The sequence below is a fragment of the Nocardia glycosmidis genome, from assembly GCF_052545115.1.
The window spans coordinates 39,767-62,649 of the sequence record NZ_JBQWRH010000026.1 but is presented as its reverse complement, the minus strand read 5'-3'; the positions used below and the strand labels follow the sequence as shown (position 1 = coordinate 62,649).

At 67.0% G+C, this 22,883-nt stretch carries 24 protein-coding genes; 11 read left to right on the top strand and 13 right to left on the bottom strand.

The genetic code is table 11. The features are described from left to right. The first annotated feature begins 91 nt into the window (after positions 1–91). Together ACT86A_RS25295 and ACT86A_RS25290 are read left to right on the top strand one after the other, a co-directional pair. Positions 92–1,138: an LLM class flavin-dependent oxidoreductase gene (locus ACT86A_RS25295; protein ID WP_445094711.1), complete on the top strand. Its 1,047-nt coding sequence runs from the start codon at positions 92–94 to the stop codon at positions 1,136–1,138. Between the two features lie 19 nt (positions 1,139–1,157). Then, complete coding sequence (locus ACT86A_RS25290) at positions 1,158–2,522, top strand: NtaA/DmoA family FMN-dependent monooxygenase (RefSeq protein WP_445094710.1); 1,365 nt, start codon at positions 1,158–1,160, stop codon at positions 2,520–2,522. Positions 2,523–2,848: 326 nt separating this feature from the next. Here ACT86A_RS25290 and ACT86A_RS25285 read toward each other — a convergent pair whose 3' ends face one another. Beyond that, positions 2,849–3,334 carry a glutathione peroxidase gene (locus tag ACT86A_RS25285; RefSeq protein WP_445094709.1) on the bottom strand — a complete coding sequence of 162 codons (486 nt, stop codon included), beginning with the start codon at positions 3,332–3,334 and terminating at the stop codon, positions 2,849–2,851. 294 nt (positions 3,335–3,628) lie between these two features. Between ACT86A_RS25285 and ACT86A_RS25280 the strand changes: the two genes are divergently transcribed. Continuing rightward, positions 3,629–5,215, top strand: a complete 1,587-nt coding sequence (locus tag ACT86A_RS25280; RefSeq protein WP_445094708.1) for a GMC family oxidoreductase — start codon at positions 3,629–3,631, stop codon at positions 5,213–5,215. Between the two features lie 318 nt (positions 5,216–5,533). Here the strand turns inward: ACT86A_RS25280 and ACT86A_RS25275 are convergent, their stop codons facing one another. From ACT86A_RS25275 to ACT86A_RS25250, 6 genes are all read right to left on the bottom strand, one after another. Continuing rightward, positions 5,534–6,529: a DUF4185 domain-containing protein gene (locus ACT86A_RS25275; protein WP_445094707.1), complete on the bottom strand. Its 996-nt coding sequence runs from the start codon at positions 6,527–6,529 to the stop codon at positions 5,534–5,536. Positions 6,530–6,946: 417 nt separating this feature from the next. Next, positions 6,947–7,549, bottom strand: a complete 603-nt coding sequence (locus ACT86A_RS25270; RefSeq protein WP_445094706.1) for an energy-coupling factor transporter transmembrane component T family protein — start codon at positions 7,547–7,549, stop codon at positions 6,947–6,949. Next, a complete protein-coding gene (locus ACT86A_RS25265; RefSeq protein WP_445094705.1) occupies positions 7,546–8,226 on the bottom strand; it encodes an energy-coupling factor ABC transporter ATP-binding protein in 681 nt (226 codons plus the stop codon). Before ACT86A_RS25265 ends, ACT86A_RS25270 begins: the two co-directional genes overlap by 4 nt. Beyond that, on the bottom strand, positions 8,223–9,350 hold the full coding sequence (locus ACT86A_RS25260) for a thiolase family protein (protein WP_445094704.1): 1,128 nt from the start codon (positions 9,348–9,350) through the stop codon (positions 8,223–8,225). Before ACT86A_RS25260 ends, ACT86A_RS25265 begins: the two co-directional genes overlap by 4 nt. After that, on the bottom strand, positions 9,347–10,468 hold the full coding sequence (locus ACT86A_RS25255) for a class I adenylate-forming enzyme family protein (RefSeq protein ID WP_445094703.1): 1,122 nt from the start codon (positions 10,466–10,468) through the stop codon (positions 9,347–9,349). The genes ACT86A_RS25260 and ACT86A_RS25255 overlap by 4 nt, the downstream gene beginning before the upstream one ends. Next, positions 10,461–11,045: a biotin transporter BioY gene (locus ACT86A_RS25250; protein ID WP_508104371.1), complete on the bottom strand. Its 585-nt coding sequence runs from the start codon at positions 11,043–11,045 to the stop codon at positions 10,461–10,463. Before ACT86A_RS25250 ends, ACT86A_RS25255 begins: the two co-directional genes overlap by 8 nt. A 214-nt stretch (positions 11,046–11,259) precedes the next feature. Here ACT86A_RS25250 and ACT86A_RS25245 point away from each other — a divergent pair, with 214 nt between their 5' ends. From ACT86A_RS25245 to ACT86A_RS25235, 3 genes are all read left to right on the top strand, one after another. Further along, entirely contained in the window at positions 11,260–11,712 is a 453-nt protein-coding gene (locus ACT86A_RS25245) for a CBS domain-containing protein (RefSeq protein ID WP_445094701.1), read from the top strand. A 187-nt stretch (positions 11,713–11,899) separates the two neighbouring features. Further along, a complete protein-coding gene (locus ACT86A_RS25240) occupies positions 11,900–12,499 on the top strand; it encodes a hypothetical protein (RefSeq protein WP_445094700.1) in 600 nt (199 codons plus the stop codon). After that, positions 12,480–13,424, top strand: a complete 945-nt coding sequence (locus tag ACT86A_RS25235; protein WP_445094699.1) for a hypothetical protein — start codon at positions 12,480–12,482, stop codon at positions 13,422–13,424. Before ACT86A_RS25240 ends, ACT86A_RS25235 begins: the two co-directional genes overlap by 20 nt. Positions 13,425–13,635: 211 nt before the next feature. On the opposite strand, the gene ACT86A_RS25230 is transcribed toward ACT86A_RS25235, so the two are convergent. The 4 genes from ACT86A_RS25230 to ACT86A_RS25215 form a co-directional block, all read right to left on the bottom strand. Continuing rightward, the gene (locus tag ACT86A_RS25230; RefSeq protein WP_445094698.1) at positions 13,636–14,217 is read right to left on the bottom strand and encodes an Rv1733c family protein; all 582 of its coding nucleotides are present in this window, start codon (positions 14,215–14,217) and stop codon (positions 13,636–13,638) included. Continuing rightward, positions 14,199–14,858 (bottom strand): TetR/AcrR family transcriptional regulator, encoded by a 660-nt coding sequence (locus ACT86A_RS25225; protein ID WP_445094697.1) that lies wholly within the window; start codon positions 14,856–14,858, stop codon positions 14,199–14,201. The genes ACT86A_RS25230 and ACT86A_RS25225 overlap by 19 nt, the downstream gene beginning before the upstream one ends. A gap of 166 nt (positions 14,859–15,024) precedes the next feature. Beyond that, the gene (locus tag ACT86A_RS25220) at positions 15,025–16,428 is read right to left on the bottom strand and encodes a lipase family protein (RefSeq protein ID WP_445094696.1); all 1,404 of its coding nucleotides are present in this window, start codon (positions 16,426–16,428) and stop codon (positions 15,025–15,027) included. A 229-nt stretch (positions 16,429–16,657) separates the two neighbouring features. After that, positions 16,658–17,833 (bottom strand): lipase family protein, encoded by a 1,176-nt coding sequence (locus ACT86A_RS25215; RefSeq protein WP_445094716.1) that lies wholly within the window; start codon positions 17,831–17,833, stop codon positions 16,658–16,660. A gap of 706 nt (positions 17,834–18,539) precedes the next feature. Between ACT86A_RS25215 and ACT86A_RS25210 the strand changes: the two genes are divergently transcribed. The 4 genes from ACT86A_RS25210 to ACT86A_RS25195 all read left to right on the top strand — a co-directional run bounded on the left by ACT86A_RS25210 (position 18,540) and on the right by ACT86A_RS25195 (position 20,636). Further along, on the top strand, positions 18,540–19,058 hold the full coding sequence (locus tag ACT86A_RS25210; protein ID WP_445094695.1) for a DUF2599 domain-containing protein: 519 nt from the start codon (positions 18,540–18,542) through the stop codon (positions 19,056–19,058). 32 nt (positions 19,059–19,090) lie between these two features. Then, positions 19,091–19,771: an SDR family oxidoreductase gene (locus ACT86A_RS25205; RefSeq protein WP_445094694.1), complete on the top strand. Its 681-nt coding sequence runs from the start codon at positions 19,091–19,093 to the stop codon at positions 19,769–19,771. A gap of 64 nt (positions 19,772–19,835) precedes the next feature. Beyond that, positions 19,836–20,117: a putative quinol monooxygenase gene (locus tag ACT86A_RS25200; protein ID WP_445094693.1), complete on the top strand. Its 282-nt coding sequence runs from the start codon at positions 19,836–19,838 to the stop codon at positions 20,115–20,117. Between the two features lie 291 nt (positions 20,118–20,408). Next, entirely contained in the window at positions 20,409–20,636 is a 228-nt protein-coding gene (locus ACT86A_RS25195; protein ID WP_445094692.1) for a hypothetical protein, read from the top strand. A 330-nt stretch (positions 20,637–20,966) separates the two neighbouring features. On the opposite strand, the gene ACT86A_RS25190 is transcribed toward ACT86A_RS25195, so the two are convergent. Together ACT86A_RS25190 and ACT86A_RS25185 are read right to left on the bottom strand one after the other, a co-directional pair. Continuing rightward, positions 20,967–21,239 (bottom strand): Scr1 family TA system antitoxin-like transcriptional regulator, encoded by a 273-nt coding sequence (locus ACT86A_RS25190; RefSeq protein WP_445094691.1) that lies wholly within the window; start codon positions 21,237–21,239, stop codon positions 20,967–20,969. Between the two features lie 321 nt (positions 21,240–21,560). Then, the gene (locus tag ACT86A_RS25185) at positions 21,561–21,782 is read right to left on the bottom strand and encodes a DUF397 domain-containing protein (protein WP_445094690.1); all 222 of its coding nucleotides are present in this window, start codon (positions 21,780–21,782) and stop codon (positions 21,561–21,563) included. Between the two features lie 714 nt (positions 21,783–22,496). Here ACT86A_RS25185 and ACT86A_RS25180 point away from each other — a divergent pair. Beyond that, positions 22,497–22,727 carry a hypothetical protein gene (locus ACT86A_RS25180; protein WP_445094689.1) on the top strand — a complete coding sequence of 77 codons (231 nt, stop codon included), beginning with the start codon at positions 22,497–22,499 and terminating at the stop codon, positions 22,725–22,727. Positions 22,728–22,883: the final 156 nt, after the last annotated feature.

The window sequence follows — 22,883 nt, the reverse complement described above, 5'->3', positions numbered from 1 at the left end:
CGCCGGGGCGCGCCCCCCTGGTTGGGGGGGGGGGGGGCCCCCCCCGCGGCCTGGGCGCCTACGTCTACCGCGGTACGAAAGAAGGTGTCGGATGGGTGTTTTCGCGCTCGGTATAGAACTCGACGGCGAGGGTTTTCATCCCGAGGCGTGGCGACGTGCCGCGCATACGCCGGATCGTCTGCTCACCGCCGACACTGTGCGCAGACGAGTGGCCGCGGCCGAGAACGCCGGGTTCACCTTCGCCACGTTCGCCGACTCCATTCTGCCGGGTCGTGATCTTCCCGGGCGAATAGACGCGGTGACCCGAGCGGCGTTCGTGGCGGCGACGACCAGCACCATCGGACTGGTCCCCACGGTCGCGACCACCTATGCCGAGCCGTTCCATACCGCCTCGCAGGTGGCCTCGCTCGATTACGCGTCCCGTGGACGAGCCGGATGGATCGCCGAGCGTGTCGATGATCCGCGCGCGGCCGCGACCTGGGGTCGCCCTCCGGTCCGCGCAGACGCCGATCTCGCCAGGGAGCAACGGGATTCGATCGAGGTCGCGCGCCGCCTGTGGGACTCCTGGGAGGACGACGCGGTGATCCGGGACGTCTGCAGCGGCCGGTTCCTCGACCGGACCAAGCTGCACTACATCGACTTCGAGGGCGAGAGCTTCGCGGTGAAGGGTCCGGCGATCGTGCCACGCCCGCCGCAGGGCCGGCCGGTGGTGTTCGGGGCCGAGGGCGAGGTCGACGTGCGACTCGTCACGGCCGCCTCGGTCGCCGCCGCGATCGAGGTGGGTGCGCAGGCGCGGTCGGCTGGCGGTCCGCTGGTCGTCGCCGAGCTCGACGTCACCCTGGACATCCCCGGCTCGAGCGCCGCTGAGCGGTTCCGCTCAGCTTCCGATTCCCTTGGCAGGCCACGGTTCTCCGGGTCCGCGCGGGAGTTGGTCGCCCTGCTCACCGAGCTCAGCGCCCATTTCGACGGAGTCCGGCTGTACCCCGCGGTGATCGATGAGGACCTGCCGGTTCTCGCACAGGAGGTCGTGCCTGCGCTACTGCGCCACGGCGTCGCGCATCGACCGGTGCCCGGTTCGACGTTGCGCACCAACCTCGGCCTGGCCCGTCCAGCCAACCGCTACGCGACCACGCACTGATCTCCAGGAGAACGTTCCCGTGACCGACTTCCCGCACCCCGACGCCCAGGTCCACTTCGGCGTCTTCTTCCAGGGCGTGAACCACAGCACGATCTGGTCCGACCCGTCCAGCGGTTCGCAGATCGATTTCGAGACCTTCCGCAGGACCGCGCAGACCGCCGAGCGCGGATTGTTCGACGCGTTCTTCCTCGGCGAGGGCCTACGGCTGCGTGAGCAGGACGGCGCCATCCTCGAACTGGACATCGCCGGCCGCCCCGACGCCATCACGCAACTGGCCGCGCTGGCGGGCATCACGCGTCGTATCGGCCTGGTCGCCACCCAGAACACGACCTACAACGAGCCCGCCGACCTGGCACGCAAACTCAGCGGGCTCGACCTGCTCTCCGGCGGACGCGCGGGCTGGAACGCGGTCACCACCGACAACGCCTGGACCGGCGCCAACTTCCGGCGCGGCGGCTACCTCGACCACGCATTACGCTACGAGCGCGCCGCCGAATTCGTCACGACGGTGCGCGCCATCTGGGACGCCTGGGACGACGGCGCGATCGCGACCGCACTGCAGAGCCCGGAGTGGGCGCACCCCGACGCCATCCACCAGGTCACTGGCACCGGCGACCACTTCCCGGTGACGATCACACCCACACTGCCGCGAAGCGCCCAGGGACATCCGGTGATCTTCCAGGCCGGTGACTCACCGACCGGCCGCGATTTCGCCGCGGCGCATGCCGACGTCATCTTCTCCAGGCACGGAACACATTTCGACGACGCGCTCGCCTTCGCCAACGACATCCGCACCCGCCTGCGGGCGGCAGGACGCCCGGCGGACGACATCCGGATCCTCCCCGGCACCCAGATCGTCCTCGCGGAGAAGGAATCCGAAGTCGAGGAGAAAGTGCGCTGGGTGAAGAACGGTCAGTACACCGGCCAGACCACGCTGTCGCTCGCCGGTCAGATCTGGGGCCGCGACCTGTCCGGACTCGACCCGGACGGCCCGCTACCGCCCGACGACCCAGAGCCGCGCCCGATCTCGGAAACCAGAGGCGCGGTCCGTTCCGGACAGGACCCGCTGACCATAGCCCGTGCATGGCGAGCCAGAGCCGAGGCCGAGAACCTCTCGCTGCGGGAAGTCGTCATCGCGACAACCGAACGTTCCGGCTTCGCAGGCACCCCCGCCCAGGTCGCCGACGAACTTGCTCGCTGGGTCCGCCACGGCGCCACCCACGGCTTCAATATCTCCCCCTATCTGGTGCCCAGCGGCCTCGACGAGATCGTGGACTGGTTGGTCCCCGAACTCCAGGAACGCGGGGTATACCGCACCGAATACACCGGTACCACGCTGCGCGATCATCTCGGCCTGCGGGAGCCACTGACTCGGCGGTCCTGATCCGGAATCCACACCACGTCATGCAGATCCACGCGGCGGGCCGAGCACAGCATGGCCCGCGAACGGCGGCCGCACTCGAAATCGAGCGAAGATGAAACAGCCGCGGCAGGTTCGGCATATCCACATCCGATCGGGCGCCCGCACGCTGGATTACCTCGCATCGGCCGAACAGGCTCAGCACGTCGCCGATGTGCTGAGCGGATATCCGGAGCTGGAATTGGTGGTGACCGTCGATGACGAAGTGCGCGCGGATCTGCCCCCACGTGGTCGGACACAACCGGAGCCGCCGTCCGAATGGGCGGCGGCTCCGGTGCGAGACGCATGTCTCAGAGAACGGCCTCGATCGCCGCGAGTAGTTCCGGCGCCTCGGGCGTCACGGTCGGGCGGAAGCGGCCCGCCACCTTCCCGTCCCGGTCGATGAGGAACTTCTCGAAGTTCCACTGGATATCACCGGCGTTACCCTCGGCATCCGCGGATTCCACCAGGGTCTGGTAGAGCTCGTGCCGGTTGTCGCCGTTGACGTCGGTCTTCTCCAGCAACGGGAAATCCACGCCATAGGTGGTGGCACAGAACTGCTGGATCTCCTCCGCGCTGCCCGGCTCTTGACCCATGAATTGGTTGCACGGCACACCGACCACGCTGAATCCGCGCGGGCCGAAAGACTTGTGCAGCTCGACGAGGCCGGAATACTGCGGTGTCAGGCCGCATTTCGATGCTACGTTCACCAAGAGGACCGCACGGTCGCCGACCAGGTCGGCCAGTGTCGTCGGCTCACCGGACAACGTTCGTAGCGTAACGTCTCGAAGGCTCATTTCGTGTCGGACCTGCCATTCTGCTCGTTGATCCACCTTCCACGGCTACGGTACCGGATCATCCGGTACGCTTCCGGCGGGCACACTCCGAACAGCGCTCACCGCCACCCGGTACAGCTGACTCGCCGCGTCTGCCGGGCCGCCCGGCACGCGGACCACGCCCGGATCGCACCCACCATCTGCCCGATGCCCGATGAGGTTCCCTCGACTTGATCCGGGTTGGCCGAAACCCAGCTCTCGCGCAGCGGTTGCTCGTATCTTTTCCGTAGTCGGTGCAGATCGGAGAGGGTACAAGTGCAACAAGGTGGGCTTTCCGCGGACTACGTCGTCGTCGGCTCGGGATCCGCCGGTGCGGTGGTGGCCAATCGGCTCAGCGCTGATCCCAGCACCACGGTGGCGCTGCTGGAGGCCGGTCCACCGGACAAGAACAAGTTCGCGCACATCCCCGCCGGGTTCGCGAAACTCTTTCGCTCCGAGGTGGATTGGGACTATCGCACGCAGCCCCAACCCGAACTGGACAACCGCGAGATCTACTGGCCGCGCGGCAAGATGTTCGGCGGCTCGTCCTCGATGAACGCCATGATGTGGGTCCGCGGATTCCGGGCGGACTACGACGAGTGGGCGCTGCTCGCCGGTGACGAGTGGGGCTTCGCCGCGGCCGTCGACCAATTCCGCCGCATCGAACGCGTGCGGGATGCCCAGTATCCCGACGAGGGCACCGATGGTCCGCTGTACGTCACACGCCAGCGCAGCCCACGCGCTCTCACCGCCGCCTATCTGGCCGCGGTCCAAGAGGCGGGCTACGCGGTCGAACCGCCGAACCGTCCGCGGCCGGACGGGTTCAGCGAGACCATGGTGACCCAGCACGCGGGTCGCCGCTGGAGCACCGCCGACGCGTACCTGCGGCCCGCCCTGCGCCGCCCCAACCTCACGGTGCGCAGCGAGGCGCTGGCCACCAGAGTGCTCTTCGACGGCACTCGCGCTGTCGGCGTGGAATACCGCCAGGGCGGTGGCACGCACACGGTGACCGCACGGCGCGAGGTCGTGCTGTGCGGCGGCGCGGTCAACACCCCGCAACTGCTGATGCTCTCGGGCATCGGTGACCGTGACGAGCTGGCCCGCTACGGCATCGAGGTGCGTCGGCACGCTCCTGAGGTGGGCGCGAATCTCCAGGACCATCTGGTCGCGGGCCTCGGCTACCGCGTGGCGGGAGATTCGCTGTTCGACGCCGAGAAGCCGCGCCAATTGCTGGACTACCTGATCCGGCACCGCGGCATGCTCACGTCGAACGTCTGCGAGGCGTACGGGTTCGTGCGCAGCAGGCCGGATCTGGAGCTGCCGGACCTGGAGCTGATCTTCGCGCCCGCGCCGTTCTACTACGAGGGACTCCAGGACCCGACCGAACACGGCGTGGTTCTGGCGACGGTACTGCTGCGCCCGCAGAGCCGAGGCCGGATCGCACTGTCGGCGGCAGACCCGGCGGCCAAGCCGATGATCGATCCGCGGTACCTGTCCGACATCGCGGGCGCCGACCGCGCCGCCCTGATGGCAGGGCTGCGGGTGTGCGCCCGCCTCGCGGCCGAGCCAGCGATGAAAGCGGTGCTCGGCCCGGTGATCTACCCGCCGCAGGCCCCCGCCGAACCGGAAGCCGTCCTCGAGCTGACCCTCAATTCGTACGCACACACGCTGTACCACCCGGTGGGCACCTGCCGGATGGGCACCGATGCCGCCAGCGTCGTCACTCCGCGACTGGAAGTACGTGGTGTGCAAGGACTTCGGGTTGCCGATGCCTCGGTGATGCCGCTGATCATCCGGGGCCACACGCACGCGCCCACGGTATTCATCGGCGAACAGGCAGCCGAGTTCATCCTCGCCGGATAGGGCAACTGCCGGGGCGACCAGTCCAGCGGGTGGGCCACGGGCGGCGCAACCGCACGTCTCCTCGTTCGACGCACGCTCAAACGACCGCACGAACTGATCGACGGCCGAGGCGCTGAAGCTGCCCGACACCACCGAGGTCTCCGTCGAGGGCATCGAGCCGGCACCCAGGTCACCGCGTGCATTTGCCCGTCGGCGCACGCTGGCCGCCGACCAGAGCTCCTGATCGTAGCCATCGCCGAACCCACCGCAGGCGAGGCTGAGGCCGAGACCGCCGAACAAGCCGGAAGCAGAACGCTGAACAATACCGAATCGTCCTGGTCAGGCGATCGGGACCGCCGGATGTATGCCGAAGATCCGGAACTGCATGGCGCGGTAGGGATTACCGGATTCCGCCCACTCGCTCACGATCATGCCGAATGCACCGTCGAACTTGCTGTCCGGGTGGACATAACAGCCGTACAGCCGTGGCACGATGTCCGGGCCTCCCGGCGCCCAGAAGGAACCTTTGACGGGCCGGTATGTTGGCGCCGTCCACCAATTGTCCGTGATCCTCCCGGCGACTTTGACGAACGCGCCGTAGGCTCCGGCATCGAAACCGGACATCACCCAGTTGCCCTGGATCCGGCGCAGGCCGATCTCGCCGAGCCTGGTGCCGTCGGGCAGGATGCCGAATCGCGGGTCGCTGCCGGGATCGCGGCCCCACCCCCAGTTCTGACCGTTCCAGCCCCATCCCTCCCAGGCGGCCGGGTCGGTAAGCGCGGCATGACTCTCGCGCACCCGCCACAACAGCATGTTCTTGTTGCGAGCGAGCCCTCCGGTGGAGATGACGTAGATGTAGCCGTCACCTCCGCGCTCCCACGAAATCATGGTCCGTTTGCCGCCGAACGCGCTGGTCGACCAGCGGACCCCGGTATCGGTCCAGCTCTCACCGTTGTCGTCGGAATACCGGATCTCGCACCATCGTTCGTTGCCCAGGCCCTGGGTGACCATCACCCACAGATAGATCCGGCCGCCGATGGTGATCGCGTCACAGGGCAGAACCGTGGAGAACTGCGGGTTGTCGTGGACGTAATCCCACAACTGTCGTGCACCTCGCGCGGCCGACTGGAACTCGATCGGTCTGGACATATCGTGCGTGTCGCTGCGCAGGAGCATGGGCGAACGCCAGTTCGGCCCACCAACTCTCGGCTCGGCGCCGGAGAACGAGTCACCGGGGACGAAGCCGATGTCACCACTGGGCATTCGAAACGGGATGAACAAATCGGAGCCGCCGATGTCGGCCATCGGGAGCGGATTCAGATTCTTGATCTTCATAGCCGGATCCTGTCGATTCTCGGTGTCTCGCTGCCCAGATCGGCTCGTAGGGGCAGCAATCCAGCAAACCCACTCCATCCAGTATCAGGGCTGGTGACCGCGCTGTCGACGGTTCAGGCGGATGTCTTCGGCGAGCCGTGGCGACGCGCCCACCACGGGCATTGTCGGCCGATCGAGGCGATTCGCTGGCCGGCGAACTCACGAACCAGCCGCACGCGGCCCGACCACACGGACGTCACTGGTGGGTATCGGCAGCCCCACCGCGATGGGCAGCGAGCGCACCGCACGTTCTTGTCGACCGAGTTCGCCCCGCGGCGTTCGCGGCGAACGGTCCACCGCCAGAATCTGCACCGGCATACCGGGACTCGGCGGCGTGGCGCACAGCCACCGCCACGGGCGATCCGCGCGGCCAGTCGATCAGGCGTCGTCCACTCCCCGCGCCGCGAGAGCCTCGCCCATCGCGTCGGCGGTCCGCAGCGCCCGCACCAGCGTCGGCGTGACCAGCGCCGTCATCGACCAGTGCAGTCCGCGGGCCCGCCGCGCCTCGGCGACCTCCTGCACGATCCCGGCCAGCAGCGGAACACACCGAATGGCCAGAGCCAGGAGCAGACCGATACGCTCGGGATCGACGCCGAACCTCCGCAGCGGCCCGAGGCCGTGCGTGACGGCGTCGAGCAGGTCCGTCACGCGCGTGGTGAGCGTGACCAGCGCCGCGAGCGCCACCGAAAACACCAGTACACCGCACACCACCAGAGCCCGCGCCGGGGAGGTGATCAGCACCTGGAACACGGCGATGAGCACCACCATCCACACCAGCGGCCGCAGTTGTAGCACGACGACTCGCCAGGGAATCCGGGCCACCGCGAACAGGCCCGCCACGATCGCAGCGGCGATCAGGACCTGAAGCGGGCTACGCACGAACACCGTAGCCGCCGCCATCGAAACAAGCAGCAGCACCAGTTTCGCCCCGGCGGGCATCCGGTGCAGTGGCGAATCACCCGGATGGTAGACCCCGATCATCCGACCGACGCCCGATACGCCGGGACGGCGTCGCCGGGAGCGCCGTCGAACGCCACCGCGCCGTTGTCGATTACGAGGACGCGGTCGAAATCCGCCAGCAGCGACAACTGATGCGTCACCACGATCACCTGCTGGTCCACGGCATCGAGCGCTTCGGCGATCAGCCTGGCGTTGCGCAGATCCAGCAGCGTGGTCGGCTCGTCGGCCACGATCACCTCCGGCCGGCGGATGAGGACGGCGCCGAGGGCGAGCAACTGCTTCTGCCCGCCGGACAACAGGTGTGCGGGGTGCTCGGCGTGGTCGGCGAGCCCGAATCGCTCCAGGATCTGCTGAACACGTTCCGCCACTTCCTGTTTGCTCAGGCCCGTCCGCCGCAGCGAGAAAGCGAGATCCTCCGCGACCGTGGGCATCACGATCTGGGTGTCCGGGTCGGTGAACACGAACCCCACCTTCCGCCGCACCTGCGGGCCCTTGCGTGCGGCGTCCACACCGTCCACCGTGACGGTGCCCGCGGTCGGTGTCAGCAGGCCGTTGATCATGCGCGCTAGGGTGGACTTGCCGGAACCGTTGGCGCCGATGATGCCGACGCGGCGCTCGCTGATCCGCACGTTGATATCGCGCAGTACTTTTCGGGCGCCGAAGTGGTGCGAAACCGAGTCGAAGACGATCGAACTCACGACACCCGCTCCACCAGCACGGCAATGCCCTGCCCGCCGCCGATGGCGCAGGCCGCGAGCCCGAGGGCGGGTCCGTCCGCACGCAGCATCTGAGCGGCCAGCCGCACCAGCAAGATGGCACCGGACGCGCCCCACGGATGACCCATCGCGATGGCGCCGCCCTGTGGGCAGATCTTGGCTTCGTCCAGGCCCAATTCGTCGGCTATCGCCAGCACCACCGACGCGAACGCCTCCGTGATCTCGATGACGCCGAGGTCGAGCAGGTCTGCTCCGGTGCGCCGCAGCAGTTTCCGGATCGCGGCCACGGGACCGAGTCCGGGCGAGGCCGGATCCGATCCGGCGACTGCGCAGCCCCGGATACGCAAGGCAGGCAATCCCGCGGCCATCGCCTCGCTGGTGACGGCCAGCACCGCGGCTCCGTCGGAGATTCCGCACGAATTGCCCGCGGTCGCGGTGCCCTCGACGCCGAAACTGGGCCGCAGCCGCGCCAGCCGCGCCTCGGTCATGCCCGCACGGATGCGCTCATCCCGGTGCACGTCACCGATCGGCACGATCTCCGCGGAGAAGTCGGCGGCTGCGGCGAGAGTGTGCGAGCGCGCCGCGTAGGCGTCCTGCCGCGCACGGCTGATGCCGAGCGCTCGCGCGAGATCGTCGGCGGCGACCCCCATATCGGGATCGGGAAAACCTGCTGGCGCAAAAGGAGCGCGGGTGTAGCGCACGGGATCGGCGTCCGCGACGGGCGGCCAGAAACGCCACGGCGCCGTGCTCGCCGATTCGACGCCGCCGGCCAGTATGAGTTGGTCCACGCCGCTGCGCACCCGCAATGCCGCCTGCATCACGGCATCGAGCCCGGAGCCACACTGCCGGTCGACGGTGACGCCCGGAACGTGCACGCCCAGACCTGCTCGCAACGCGGCGATGCGCGCCGGGTCGCCGCCGGGTCCCAGACAATTGCCGAGGACGACATCGTCGACCTCGGCATCGATGCCCGCCGCGCGCACGGCCGCCAACACCTCACGCAACACCGGCGCGGCCAGATCGGTGGTGGTCAGCTCCGCGAATCCGTGCCCGGCAGTGCCGATCGGTGTGCGACGCGGCGCCACCAGGACGGGGGCAGGGTTCATGTCAGCAAGTCTTTCAGCTGTCCCCTGGCGACTTTTCCCGCGGCAGTCCGCGGCAGTGCGGGAAGTGGCACCCACCGACGCGGCATCGCCTCTTTCGTCAGCACCCGGCGAGCTCGCGAACGGATCTCGTCGAGACCGACACTACCGTCCAGTTGTACTGCGACCGTGACGGTTTCGCCGAAAACGGCGTGCGGCGATCCGAGCACGGCCGCGGCGGCGATTCCGTCGAGCGCTTCCAGGATGCGCTCGACATCCTCGGCGACCACTGTGGTGCCACCGACATTGATCGCGCACTCGCCCCTACCGCGCACCGTCAGCGTGCGGTCGTCTCCGAGTTCGGCGAGGTCACCGACCCTGAACCAGTCCGGCGCGCCGAGCACGGTGTACGGGGATCGAACGTAGAGCTCGCCGCCGCGGACCTCGGCCTCGACGTCATCGAGCAGCCGCATCGGCTCCGGAACGCGCCGAGCCGCCACCAGGGAGACTTCCGAAGACCCGTAGTACTCGACGACTTCGATGTGGCCGGCCGCCGCCAGCGCACCACGGTCCAGAGCGATGCCCGCGACGATCGCGGTACGCAGCAGCGGGCAGGTGCGCGCCACCTCGCGCAGCACCGCGGGAACCGCATGCACGACGGTGGCGCGCGACGGGTCGTCGGTGACGCACGCACCGCGCCAGAGCGCGTGCAGTGCGCCGAACAGGTGCATCGTCGCGTGCAACGGGCCGGTGATCAGCACGCGGTCGGTCGGCGTGACGCCGGTGATCGCGGTGAACGCCGGGAAGCTGTCGTACCAGGAGGCGGCCGTCCGGGCGAGCGGTCGCGGCTGTCCGGTCGACCCCGACGTCGCCACCAGCAGGAACGCCGAGGGTGGAGTGCTCGGGCGGTGCGGACGCGCGGCCGGATTCTCGACCAGTACCGGGATGCCACGCCGAGCCGCCGCGCACACACAGATCAACGCGTCCGGAACCGAGAGGGGCGACGCGTCATAAACTGTCGCGTCGCCCTGCTGCCGGATCCACTGCTCGATCGCCTGGTCGAGGTCACGGTAAGTCCATCTGCGGCCGTCGAAGTCGAGCGCGGGTCGATCGTCCGCGCCGCCGAGTTCGGGACTAGCCACGGATCAGACCGGGGTACGCACGGTGCACACCTTTGGCCACCACCGTCGCGACGACGACCTTCATCAGGTCGCCGGGAATGAACGCGACATTAGTGGAGATCGCGGCCGCGACCCCCAGATCGGTACGCAGCAGCAGTCCGGCGATCCCGCACACGTAGACGACCAGCATCCCGCCCACAGCATTGATCAGTAGACCCAGCACGATCGGGTATTTCGGCAGGATCCGCGCGGTGAGCAGACCGATGAGCAATGTCGCGGGAACCCAGCCGATCAGGTATCCCGCACTGGGCCCCGCCAGGGCCGTCAAACCGGTACGGCCACCGGACAGCAGCGGCAGTCCGATCATCGTCAGCGCGAGGAAAACCAGCACCGCGGCCGTGCCCTTGCGCGCCCCGAGGACCGCGCCGGCCAGGATCACACCGAGAGTCTGCACGGTGATCGGCACGCCGCTGAAACCCACCGTGATGGCCCCCGGCAAACCCAGCGCCGCGATCAACGCCGCGAAAACAGCGATTTGCGCCATATCGCGCGCTGAAACGCGAACGCTCGACTCCCGAGAGTCCTCGATACCCTCCACGACAACCCTCCGCGACAACTTGAACGACGTTCAAGATAGCAGGCCGCCAGGTAACGCCACGCGCGGGAAGCTGCCGACGTGGTCATTGCCGAGTCCCTGGGTGACGGGCCCCACCGAGAATCCCGCGACACGGTGACCTTGTCCCCTACCGGCGGCGCGGGAATCCGGGTGATGGTCGAGCGGCAACCGACGGTTCGTATCGAGGAGGCTCAGCATGATCACTGCGGAGACCGTCATGCGCCCGGATGTCGAGTGCATCAGCGTACGCGACACTATGGATTTCGCCGCCCAGCGGATGCGCCAGCTCGACATCGGAGCGCTCCCCGTCTGCGATGGCGAAGGTCATCCGGTCGGGATCGTGACCGATCGTGACATCGTCGTGAAGGTTATCGGCGTCGGATTGAATCCCCGAACGACCACGGCGGGAGAACTCGCCCAGGGCCAGGATGAGCTGCATACCGTCGACGTCGGCGTGGACATCGGTGACGTTCTGGCGCGCATGACCGAGTTCCGTATCCGCCGGATTCCGGTAACCGCTCATGGTCGACTCGCAGGCATCATCACCGAGGCGGATCTAGCGCGCCAGTTGCCTGAAGAACAGGTCGGCGAATTCGTCGAAGCCATTTGCGCCGCACATCTTCCGACTCCGGACCAGACCGCGTCCTGACCCAGTCCAGTACACAACCCGTCACTCCGGTCGAGACCGCGGCAAACCCGCGAAAAGAGGAGAGATACAGCGAATTCCCCGCTGCCGGATCGCGTCTCGAGAGATGATCAGTGGCGCAAGACGTGGTCACGTACAGTATCGGCCACGCTCGTCATGATCGGCGGCCCGAAATGCGGGGAGGGGAGACATGTTCGCTCGGCGAATAGTGTTCCTGGCGGCAGTGGCGGTAGCGACGTCGGCTTGCGCCACCTCGATACCCGACCGGGCAGCGGGCAGTGCGACGACGCAGCAGCCCCCTTCGTCCGGTGCCCCGCCGAGCCTGGGAGTACCCGGGCTGCCGGGGAAAACCGATGCCGGTAAGGCGGCGGGCGCGCCCTTCCGGATCCCGGCCTTCACCGAACTCCAAGGCGTCCCGATTGTGGCGGTCCGGGACATCGCGGTGCAAGCGATAGCCGAGCACTGCGGCCACTGCGTCGAGGTCGACATTGCGAAAGACAAGACGGACACCCTGCGCAGCACTTGCCAATACTCCAGTTACCGGGGCGCGGAAGCGGATTCGAAGCCGACCGAGAAGTCTCCCAACGGGTCGCTCATTCTGATACCCGGCTCGACACTGACATTGCTCACCGGGACGCTGGCCCCGCAGAAACTTCCCTGCGGCAATGAAGGCTTCCAACCGAAGGAGACCTCGGAGACCGGCTCGCCAACCGAAACCGGCTCGCCGTCCAGGACCGTCTCCCCCACAGCGACACCGACGAGCAAGCCCCGTGTCACAACCACCGGGTGAGCAAGCATCGCCCCCTGCGACGGGGTCGGCGTTCGACGGGTTCACCCATGTCGCGAAATCCATCGGACAGCTGGTGGCGCCGACGACGCTGTTGACCGCCGTGCTGTTCTACTTCGGCTGGGCGCACGTCTACTGGTACTTCAATTACTTCGGTGTCGACTCGACGACGCTGAATCCGAGCATCCGCGAGTATCTGATGCGCACTGTCGACACGCTGTTCGTGCCGCTGACCCTCGTCGGTCTCATCGGCATGACTCTGCTCTGGGGGTATATCGCGCTTCCGGATTCGGTCCGTGCCCGGCAGCCCCCGCGATGGGCCACCGCGGTGATCGCAGTGATCGCCGGGGCGGTCCTCGTCAATGGCCTGTCGCGGATATACGTGGTGACTCCGCTCAACAAAGGGCTGTGCGTGGCGCCGGTGTCGATCATCGCCGGTGTGCTGGTGTTGTGGCTGCTGGTCGTGCTGCGCCGCCAGCGTTTGCGGGAACGCCTGCCCGCAACCGCGACACTGCCGTCCGCGGCGGCCGGAGTGGCGGAATGGGTGATCCTGTTCACCATGGTCGGTATCAACTTGTTCTGGATCGCTACCGACTACTCCGTCGCGGTGGGCCAGACCCGGGCGCGGGAGTGGGCCGCGCAACTGTCAACCAGTTCCCACGTCATCATCTACAGCGAAAAACAGCTGCATCTGTCCCGATCGGACGTCCGCACAACGGTCTGTGGCACAGATTCCGATGCCGGTTCCGCCTACCGGTTCCGCTACGACGGGCTGGTGCCACTGAGTCGCATCGGTGACCACTACGTCCTGGTTCCCCGGACCTGGACACCCGGCCACGGCGCCGCCATCGTCCTGCCTGCCCAAAGCCCAGGTGCTATCCGATTCGAGTTCCGGCTGGCGGGCGACTCGGCCCCCGACACCTGCTGAGCCCTGCGCATCGATTATGTTGTGTCACAACGTAACCGGGCAGCAGTCGGAAAATCTCCGATGATCCGCGCCGAAGCGGGCGACCGGCTCGCCGATGCTCTTACAGTCGCAGCAGTGCCGGTCCCCTCGTTCGTCGCGCTGCGGCTCGGCGGGTGACGTGCCCGCTGCGCGGGCTCGCTACCCGCGCCCGGCGGGCAGGCCGCACCAGGGTTCAGCCGTGCCCCCAGGTGAGGTCGGCGGCCACCCACTCGGTTTCCCACTGGCGCAGGCGCCGACGGTCCAGCCGGCGGCGCACCAGCCAATAGCTACCCCCGTGCACGACCGCGACACCGACCAGGGCCGCCGAGGTGAGCAGTACTGCCTTACTGACAGCCCTGGTCGAGGACGGCGGCTCCACGATGCTTCCGCCGTCGTTCAACCAAATAGACACGGTGGAACCAGGTTGGACCACTGTGGTCGACTGATAGTCGCCTGTGTGTGTCCCGCCTGCGGCGTCCTTCCAGGACACCCGTGCGGGTATGACCGGCGCATAGAGCGGCGCTCTACCGGCCTCGATCACGGTGGCGTCGACCCGGTGCAGGCGCGCTGTTTCAGCTTGCACCGCGGCCGTTTCCATGCGGTATACTCCGCCGCCGACGATCACCGCCAGCACCGGGACGATGATCAAGAACACCAGGGCGAGCAAGGCGGCCACTCCGGTCTGCACACGGTCTGCCCTGCGGCGCAGCGGATTTCGGTCCAGCCCGACCCGTCGGCACGTCCTGCGGTAGATGCTCACCGACCCGGTAGACATGACGGTGACTCCTCGTAACGGAATTCGGCAGTGAGGGCGACGAGGGTGGCGAAGAACGCGTCGACGAGTTCGGGCAGGCCCAGCGGATCCGGGCCCGCCGCCCAGCTCTGCAATGCCGCGAGCAGCATGCTCGCACCGGCGCCGACGGCGGCGGCCGGACGTGGATCGGTCAGCGGATCCACGCCCAGCCTCGCCGCGATGATCCGGACCGATTCGCGCTGCCCGTCGATCCGGATGCGCTGGTATCCGGCGAACAGCTCGGGCTCGTCCGCGAAACGCTGGAACAGCGCCCAACGTCGAGCCAGCAGCGCGGCGCGGACGCCACCGTACTCGGTGGCGATCCAGTCGTGGACGGCGTTTCGGTAGGCGACCAGCGGCGACTCCGATGCGGGACGGCGGCACAGTGCCTCGTTGAACAGGTGCACGTCCTGATCGACGTCGCCGAGTATGGCTTCCTCGATAGAGGCGAAATGCCGGCTGAAGGTACGCCGGGTGACGCCGGCCCGGATGGCGATGTCCTCGACGGCGACGGCGTCGAGGCCCCGTTCGGTGAGCAGATCGAACGCCGCGCGGGAGAGCGCCTCGCGGCTGCGCCGAGTGCGCAGCCGGCGACCGTCCAGACCGACTCCCGCGTCGCCCATACGCACAGCTTACCTCGTATTGTCCCACTGGGACAATACTTGATCACTCGGTCACGCGGCCCGCTGGTTAGTCGATGGTCGGCGGCGTACCGAGGAACACTCGGTGCCGAGCATGTCGCCTACCGGCCTGGCGCTTCGCCGGATGCCGCTCGGGGCCGTTGCACGGTCAGCACTCGTCGGCAGCCGGAATCCCGCGCAGCCGAGCATCCAGCCAGAGCATGGCCTCCGGATAGCCGAGTGCCCCGGCGATGATGTGCTCGCCGAGCACACTGCGGTACACCGCGGGCACGCCAAGGCGGCATTGTTCCTGGTAGAGGTTGCGCGCGCCGTCCGCCGGTATCCAGAACTCCTGCTCGCCGTTGTAGATATACAGTGGCGCCGCCGACTTCACACCTTCCATTCTGGTCGCCCGGTAGATCTCCATGGCCAGCGTCGAGTGCAGCGGATCGGGGTAGTTGGCCGCGATATCGATCGGCAGCATCAGAACGCCCGCCAGCCCATAACTGCTGCCGCACATGTCCTTCACCGGCGATGTCGCCACCCACTGCGCGAGATTGTTCATCCGGGCGAGGATTTCCGGCCGCTCCCGGCCGATGCCCAACACCGCGCCCATGAACACCCCCGACGCGAGATTCCCGTTCATACTGCGCGCCAGGATCTCGTAGTCGGCGGGCACTCCGCCCAACGCCGCGCCGGCAACCACCTGCGCCAATTCCGGTGCGTAACTGGCGATCAGCTTCACCGCTCCATGAGTCGCGATGGCTCCGCCGGAATAGCCCACGATGCCGAACCTACTGGCGCCGAACTCATCCGGCAGCAATCCACGCACCGCCCTGATCGAGTCGAGCACCGCGTGTCCGGCCACGATCGGCTCGGCGTAGGCCATCGACGGCCCCTCATGGTCCGGGATCAGCACGGCGTATCCGCGCAGCGCCGCGATATGCGTTGTGGGCGGAACGAAGTCGGTCGTGCTGGTATCCGGATGAAGCCCGTGGGCGAGAGTGTATCCCGGGGTACAGATGCGGCCGAGCGCGTCGATCGGCAAATTGTTCACGACCACCGGTCGCGGGCCCGGGCCCGGCCAGTCCGCTGCCGGAACGATCAGCGTTGCGGTGGCGTATGACGCCCCACCGTGGGCATCGGTCGTGCGGTACTTCACGAGCAGGGCACGCGCGATCGGCAGCAGCATCAGCGGCGCGGCCGTCGCGCGCACGTCACGGACATCGATGACCTGCCCCTCGAGCAGGTCATCCAGGCCCGCAGGACGCAGGTCGAACATCGGATCACCGACGGCTGACGGCAGAGTGGCCAGGCGCAGCGCCGCCAGCGACGGCGGGAGTGGGGCCACCTGCCGCGCAGGCCCGGTCGGCTCCGGCGCCGGCGCGATCGGGGGCGGCGGAATCACCTGATCGATGAGCTGTTGCAATCCGGGCAGCAACCCACTGGGCGCCGGGAATTCACCGGACACGTCGGGCAGCGGGGGTGCGGGTATCGGCTCCGCGGCGGCCGGACCGGCCAGAACCGTGCCGCCGACGAGCAATGCGACGGCAATTGCAGGCAAATATCTCATGGCGTACGCCCTTGGGTGCGACGGCTGATGCTTCTGGCACCCGGGGCGTTTCGGCCTTCGACCCAAATCTCCCCTGCCGGACCGGGAGCCAGGACGTCAGGCTACGTCAGTACGCGCAACTCGCGGCTGGAAATACTCGAGTGGCGTTGTCGCGTATCGAGATCGCAACCACCGGCCGAGACCCGCACGCAGCGAACAGGTCCGGCGCGGTGGTCGCGTTGTGGTCGATTCAGCAGTTGCTCGGTGCGGGCTCTCCCCGGAATCGGGCGTCCAGCCAGTCCAGTGCCGCCGGAATGCCGAGGACCGCTGCCGTCAGGTGATCGGGCACCGGGATCTGTTCGGACTGCACCCTGGCACCGGCGGCACACCACCGCTTATCGGTGTTGACCACCGCGTCGATGGGGATGAGTCCGTCGATCGGCGAATGCCATTCGAACACAGGCGTCTCGGGCACACCGTCGTAGAGCTCGAGGCTGTTCTCCGCTACGACCGCGCGCGCGGTGTTGTCGTTCATCATGGAGGTCGTCTTGGCGAAGTCCAGCGCACCGCGACCCGCACCCGCGGCCAGGATGTCGTTGGTGCAGCTGTTGCCGATCTGGGCGCGGGCAGCCAGACCTCGTTCGTTCAGCTGGTCGCTGAGCGGGAAGCGCTGCGGGTATTCGCGTTCCAGCCCGAAGCCCGCGGCCAGCGCGAGACCGAACGCCGGGTGTGCGTTCAACCCCAGCCCCTCGAGCATCTTCACCAGGTTCATCGGCACACCCCCCATGGCCGCACCGGCGATGTCCAGCTCCGGCGCGTACTTCGGCTGCAGCGCGGCCGCCCACGCGGTGGCCATGCCACCGCCCGAATATCCGACCATGGCCACGGGGCTGCGCCGCACGGCCAGCTCATCGACCTGCTTCGCGGCGCGAATACCGTCGAGGGTGATCTGCCCGCCGAGCTTGGCTGCGCCGTAGGCGAAGTTGGGGCCGAGATGGTCGGGCAGCGCCACGCTCCAACCGCGGGAGAGCAGCACGTTCCAGCCCGGCGCTTCCCGCACGATCAGATTCGGGTCACCGGTATAGAGCACCCGCGAGACCGAGCACTCCGAACCCAGCCCGTTGATGATGTGCTGGAACGACAGCAACGGCCCATCGGGGCGGTGTGCCTTGGGTGTGAGCACCGTGGTGGTCGCCGCGATCGGCTTCTCCTCCGAATTGGTCGACCGGAACCGCACCAGGGTCACGGTGGTGTCCGGGAAGATCGTCAGCGGCGGCATCACCCGGGTCGCGATCACATCGCCCGGTTTGCGATCGGCGATGTCCGCAGGTGTCTGGTAGAAGGGATCGGGATCCGGCTGCGGGTACAAAGGCGTGCTGGTCGCGGCACCGGCCGTGCTCACGACAAGCACCAGGCCCGCGGCCATGGCGCCGATCGCATATGCCAGGCGTCGCAGCCCCACTCCCCTACCCGGCGTACGGGGGTCCTGACTCATCGAACGTGTTCCTCCTGAATCGTCCAACGCTGTAATCATCCTCGACAACATCGCCCACGCACGGTCCCTGCCAAACGTGAACATGTTGACAATCCATAAGTTCGGGATGGCCGGACGATGGCCGAGGCAGGCGCCGGCCCGTGACCGTACCCCACATGCCGAGTGCCCGATCTGCGACATTTCCAGACGATAAGCTGGAACATGTTCTCAGCATTGGCGGCCCGCTGCCGTCATCCGTACGGCGCGGCCGCGCCGTACGGATGGAGACGGTGGCATGGACGGCAGTCCACCTCGGCCGCCGTACACGCCGGGCTCACCGTCTCCGTTGACGGCGAGGTTCGACCCGACCCGCGCAGGCTACCCCGCCGCTCGCTGTGGCGCTGAGTACGCGAGCCAAGCGCTGTTCCGCCAGACCCGTCACGGTGCCCGGGTTCGCCGGGGCCACAAGGGCTCGTGCGGCTGCGTCAGCTTTCGCTTGCCGCACAGATTACGGACGGATCTTGCCCGGCGGCGCCCGTGATGCCACCACCCCAGCCTTCGCTGCGCCGGCGCGGACTGGACGGGCATCGTCCCGCTCCGCCCATTAGGCTCGGGAGATCAATACGAGGATGTCGAGGCGAACGCAGGAGGTGGGACCGTGGCGCAGCGGTACCCGCATCACCTCGTCCGCCGGCGCCGGGCCGTCGCGCTGCTGTCGGTCGGCCTGCTGCCGCTCGCGGCGGCTTGTGGTCCCCGTGAGTCCTCGTCCATGACCGGCACGACAACGACCGTCACCACCACGTCCCTCCCAGCCGTATCCCCGGTCGCACCCCCGCTGGGCGCCGTGCCGCCCGCCGATCCCTACGCGGGACAGCCGCTGGTTGCGAACGTCGCCTGGACCGAAACGATCGACGGCGCCCGGCTGCTCGTCTTCCCCACCCAGGCCGGGCGGCAGACCACCTTTCCCGGCTCGGACGATCGAGCATGGCAGGAAGTCGTGGCCCTGTCGGCGGACGCCGACACTCCGGGCATGCGTGACCAGTTCCGCTGCCACTGGGCGTGGGCACGGCTGGTCCAACCGGACAAACCGAGCTGGAATTTGGAACCCTGGCGTCCGGCGGTCGGGTACCAAGCCACTGTCGAAGCCCGCTGCAATCCCGGCGGACCCGAGCGCTAGCGCGGCGACGCCTCGACCGAAAGGAGCAGTCCATGAGCGTCGTCATCGCAGGCGGACATGGGAAGATCGCGTTGCTGCTCGCCCCGCTGCTCACCAGGGGCGGCCATGAGGTCGCCGCACTCATCCGCAATCCTGCTCATGCCGCCGAGGTGCGCGCAGCCGGGGCCGACCCAGTGGTGTGCGACCTGGAGAAGGTCGGTGGCGAAGACCTGGCGGACGTCGTAAAAGGTGGCGACGCAGTGATTTTTGCCGCCGGCGCCGGTCCCGGCAGCGGTGCGCAACGCAAGTACACCGTGGATCTGGGCGGGTCCCTCCGGCTGGCCGAGACCGCCGAGCGTGCCGGAGTGCGCCGCTTTCTGCAGATCTCCGCGATGGGCGCCGGTCGGCCTCCCGCCCCCGGCACCGACGAGGTGTGGGCGGCATATGTCGATGCCAAGACCCAGGCGGAAAACGATCTGCGGGAGCGGGATCTGGACTGGACGATCCTACGGCCCGGTGTGCTGACCGATTCCTTCGGCACCGGACTCGTGACACTCGCGCCACCGCCGGTCGGGCGCGGCGACATCCCCCGCGCCGATGTGGCGGCCGTTCTGTCCGGATTACTGTCTGCCGCGCACACCTTCGGGAGCACTCTCGAACTCGTTTCGGGCGGGACCCCGATTAGCCGGGCGATTGCGCAACTGGCCGACCGAGCCGGACGAACCCAGCTGTAGCCCTTGCCGATCGACCTACAACGGTCACGATGGGAGAAGAACCGTGTTCAGTCGTATCGTCTCGATGAGGATCCGTCCAGGCTCGCGCGCCGAGTTCCTCGCCGCCATATCCCGCAGCGCCGACGCCTCCGTGCGGACCGAGCCCGGCTGTCTGCGCTTCGACATCTGCGCAGATCGGGTGGACCCGCACCGCTTCTTTCTCTACCAGCTCTACACCGATGACGAGGCTGCGGAGGCACACCGTTTCACCGAACATTTCCTCGCCTGGCGGGAGGCCGCCGATCAATTCGTCGAGCCCGGTACGCAGATCGATTACAGCACGGACGTCCTGTTCGGCCGCGCGTGAATTTCGGTCGCGAGCACCGAGTCCGCAAACTCGCGTCGGCGGAATAGGCCGCGCGCACGTACAGTCGATCATGCAGATGTGCTTGCATTTGAAAGCCGCAGCGGCATAAACTCAGTGCCGCAACGCTTTACAGGGGACCGTCAGGGGAGGTCGTGTTGGTGAGCCGAAGGCTGCAGTCGCCGCGGGTTTGCCACGCCGAACATCAGGGGCATTTGAATGGAACAATCACTCACCAGCAGGCTCCGATCAGCTGATGCCGCATCGGCCGACCAGCCTGCGAACGATAGGCATATGAGCACATCGTCGGCCCGAAGCGCCCGCGCGAAAACCGCGTTCTCCCGAGAATCCGCCCTGGCATACGTCATCGATGCCGTCGAATCCACTGGTGCTGCGACGCGGAACGACTTCGATATAGAACGAATCGTCACCACCGCGCACGCTATGGCTGACGATTGGGACCTCGAGGCATTACAGCCCGCGACATTCTGGCGAATCGCCTCCAGTTTCATCAGGCAGTAATAACCGGGTCCGTCGGCCGACGCTTAGCGGATATCCAATCATTCTGCGCCAGGAGAACTCCCGTGGAACTTTCGCCCGCCGCCCCGCGCCGGGCGATTCCACCCGCCTGTCCAAGGGTGGATGTCTTGGTTTGTTCGGCCGTTCGACCAACGCAACGTGGCCTCGGTGGCCGGGACCGCACTTGTCGATGATCTTGATGGACTATTCCGGGCAATTGGCCTGGACGCTGAGCCGGTCGATGACCGACAGATAGAGCGCCAGGTCTTGCCGTCGCGCCAGATACCGCGCGCGGTCAGGTGTTCGAGATAGACTACGTCGGGAATTTCCGATTCAAAGATTCCGCAGGATGCTGAAGGGACTTCCCGGAGCGTGCTCGCCCGCGACATACCGCAGCAGTTGAATCGTTCCGCTCGGCAGGTTGGCCAGTTCGATCAGATTTCGGATCAGATGCGGCATCCGTTCCCGGTGTACCCGCACCCCACCGTTCGGGCGGTGCGACGCCGCCTCGTCGATCACCGCCCAAACCCACTGGCGGGTCCGGGTGGAACAGAATCTCCTGCCCGCGTTGCCGCACCGCAACCCGCCGATCCGGATCGGCGTCATCGTGACCCAGCACCACGGCCGCCCTGGCGTATTCAAGGGGTTGCAGCAGGCCAGGAACAAGAGGCGCCTTGTGGTGCGAATCTTGCTCGCGGCCTGCACCGAAACGATATAAGGGCCGAACCACGGTGGCAGCAGATCGTTGTAGCGATGCCACCAACCGGGCTCGTTGGCCTATTCAGCCAATTCGATAAAGAATTGTCGGGTTCAGCGATCACCGGGTTCAGCGATCATCGAGTTCGTCGCCGAGACTCCGGGATTGCTCGCAGTGTGTCACAACTACCGGGCGCGAAGACACACCGCGCCGAACGCTGATATCACCGCTCAGCTGGTCAAATAGTCGAACTCTCCGGCTTTGGCGCCACGGACGAACGCATCGATCTCCGGACGGGTGTAGAAAAGAACACCGCCTTCCGGGTCCCGCGAGTTACGTACCGCCACCTGGCCGTTGGATGCTTCGGCCAGCTCGACGCAGTTGCCGCTGGGATTGCTGAAGGAACTCTTGCGCCAAGTTCCGAGAACGTTGTTGGTGGATGTATCGGACATTGTGGCCCACTCCTCGCTTACTACAGTTCGGCGAATCGGTTCGTGCATATGCACATTCAAACGTTCTTGCATCTGCACCAACACCGGACGATAGCACGAAGTTCGCCCTTGTGGGCTTACTGGATACGGAACCTCTCGCCGGGAATGTGAAACATGATCGTGGAGGCATGCAGCGACATCCATGATCGGCCAGCCGACCTCGTTTGCTGGCAGAACGCGAATCTCGCACTGTCACACCGCATATCGGATGCGTGCGCCGTTCGCGCCACCGCGCATCGTTCCAATCACACGGCAATGCCAGCAGACAGGTTTGCGAGTAGTCCAACCCACGTCCGGCGACCACAGCCGGCTTATCCGGGGCACTCCACGCGGATCTGAAACTCCTGGATACGACAGGGAAGGACGGCTACGAGATCGCCCGCATCGCCGGTGACGCCAGTCGGTGAGATCGCCCCCATCTCCGCCTCCGGCGCAATTGCCCGGATTCGACAAGGCCCCTGGATATCAAAAGGCAAGCGGGACATCGATACTCACCTGCTTGCGGCCGATGGCCGGCGCCCCGATTTGCCTCACCGATCGTGCAGATGTACTTGCATTTGTAAGCAACGGAGACGTAGACTCATACTCGAAATTTGGGAGGTGCGCAAGGGGCTCGAGCTGGCGTCATGATCCCGTCAGCCTTCCACCGCATGCCGGACACAAGAGGCCAGTCGAATGAGCCAGCCATTCCGAACTCCCCACCCGGTTGCTGTCATCACCGGAGCCGAACTCTCGCGCCAATACCCGACACCGGATTTGCCCGGGTCCGACTGCGTGGTGGAGCCGCGCGGTCTCACCTACCGCCAAGCCCGCGACATCCTCACTGCCCATGAGGTACACGGTCCGCAATGCAGGCAGTGGCTGGCTGCTGCCGCCTATCTATCCGCCGGGCTGGACGACGAATAACCTCTGAATACGACTGGTATACAATGCTATTCGTCGAACTGGGCGGTTCCTCTCCGCTAGCTGCGTCGGCACCGGGCGAATCGCTCCACATCGCACGTCGAGCCGCCGATACCGCATCGCACAATTCGTCGGGCCGGTAGCCGCAGTGAGACGCTC

Coding starts and splice junctions, on each gene's coding strand:
- ACT86A_RS25295 (WP_445094711.1), top strand. CDS start 92: ATGGGTGTTTTCGCGCTCGGTATAGAACTCGACGGCGAGGGTTTTCAT.
- ACT86A_RS25285 (WP_445094709.1), bottom strand. CDS start 3,334: ATGAGCCTTCGAGACGTTACGCTACGAACGTTGTCCGGTGAGCCGACG.
- ACT86A_RS25275 (WP_445094707.1), bottom strand. CDS start 6,529: ATGAAGATCAAGAATCTGAATCCGCTCCCGATGGCCGACATCGGCGGC.
- ACT86A_RS25270 (WP_445094706.1), bottom strand. CDS start 7,549: ATGATCGGGGTCTACCATCCGGGTGATTCGCCACTGCACCGGATGCCC.
- ACT86A_RS25260 (WP_445094704.1), bottom strand. CDS start 9,350: ATGAACCCTGCCCCCGTCCTGGTGGCGCCGCGTCGCACACCGATCGGC.
- ACT86A_RS25245 (WP_445094701.1), top strand. CDS start 11,260: ATGATCACTGCGGAGACCGTCATGCGCCCGGATGTCGAGTGCATCAGC.
- ACT86A_RS25240 (WP_445094700.1), top strand. CDS start 11,900: ATGTTCGCTCGGCGAATAGTGTTCCTGGCGGCAGTGGCGGTAGCGACG.
- ACT86A_RS25230 (WP_445094698.1), bottom strand. CDS start 14,217: ATGTCTACCGGGTCGGTGAGCATCTACCGCAGGACGTGCCGACGGGTC.
- ACT86A_RS25225 (WP_445094697.1), bottom strand. CDS start 14,858: ATGGGCGACGCGGGAGTCGGTCTGGACGGTCGCCGGCTGCGCACTCGG.
- ACT86A_RS25220 (WP_445094696.1), bottom strand. CDS start 16,428: ATGAGATATTTGCCTGCAATTGCCGTCGCATTGCTCGTCGGCGGCACG.
- ACT86A_RS25215 (WP_445094716.1), bottom strand. CDS start 17,833: ATGGCCGCGGGCCTGGTGCTTGTCGTGAGCACGGCCGGTGCCGCGACC.
- ACT86A_RS25205 (WP_445094694.1), top strand. CDS start 19,091: ATGAGCGTCGTCATCGCAGGCGGACATGGGAAGATCGCGTTGCTGCTC.
- ACT86A_RS25200 (WP_445094693.1), top strand. CDS start 19,836: ATGAGGATCCGTCCAGGCTCGCGCGCCGAGTTCCTCGCCGCCATATCC.
- ACT86A_RS25195 (WP_445094692.1), top strand. CDS start 20,409: ATGAGCACATCGTCGGCCCGAAGCGCCCGCGCGAAAACCGCGTTCTCC.
- ACT86A_RS25190 (WP_445094691.1), bottom strand. CDS start 21,239: ATGACGCCGATCCGGATCGGCGGGTTGCGGTGCGGCAACGCGGGCAGG.
- ACT86A_RS25185 (WP_445094690.1), bottom strand. CDS start 21,782: ATGTCCGATACATCCACCAACAACGTTCTCGGAACTTGGCGCAAGAGT.
- ACT86A_RS25180 (WP_445094689.1), top strand. CDS start 22,497: ATGAGCCAGCCATTCCGAACTCCCCACCCGGTTGCTGTCATCACCGGA.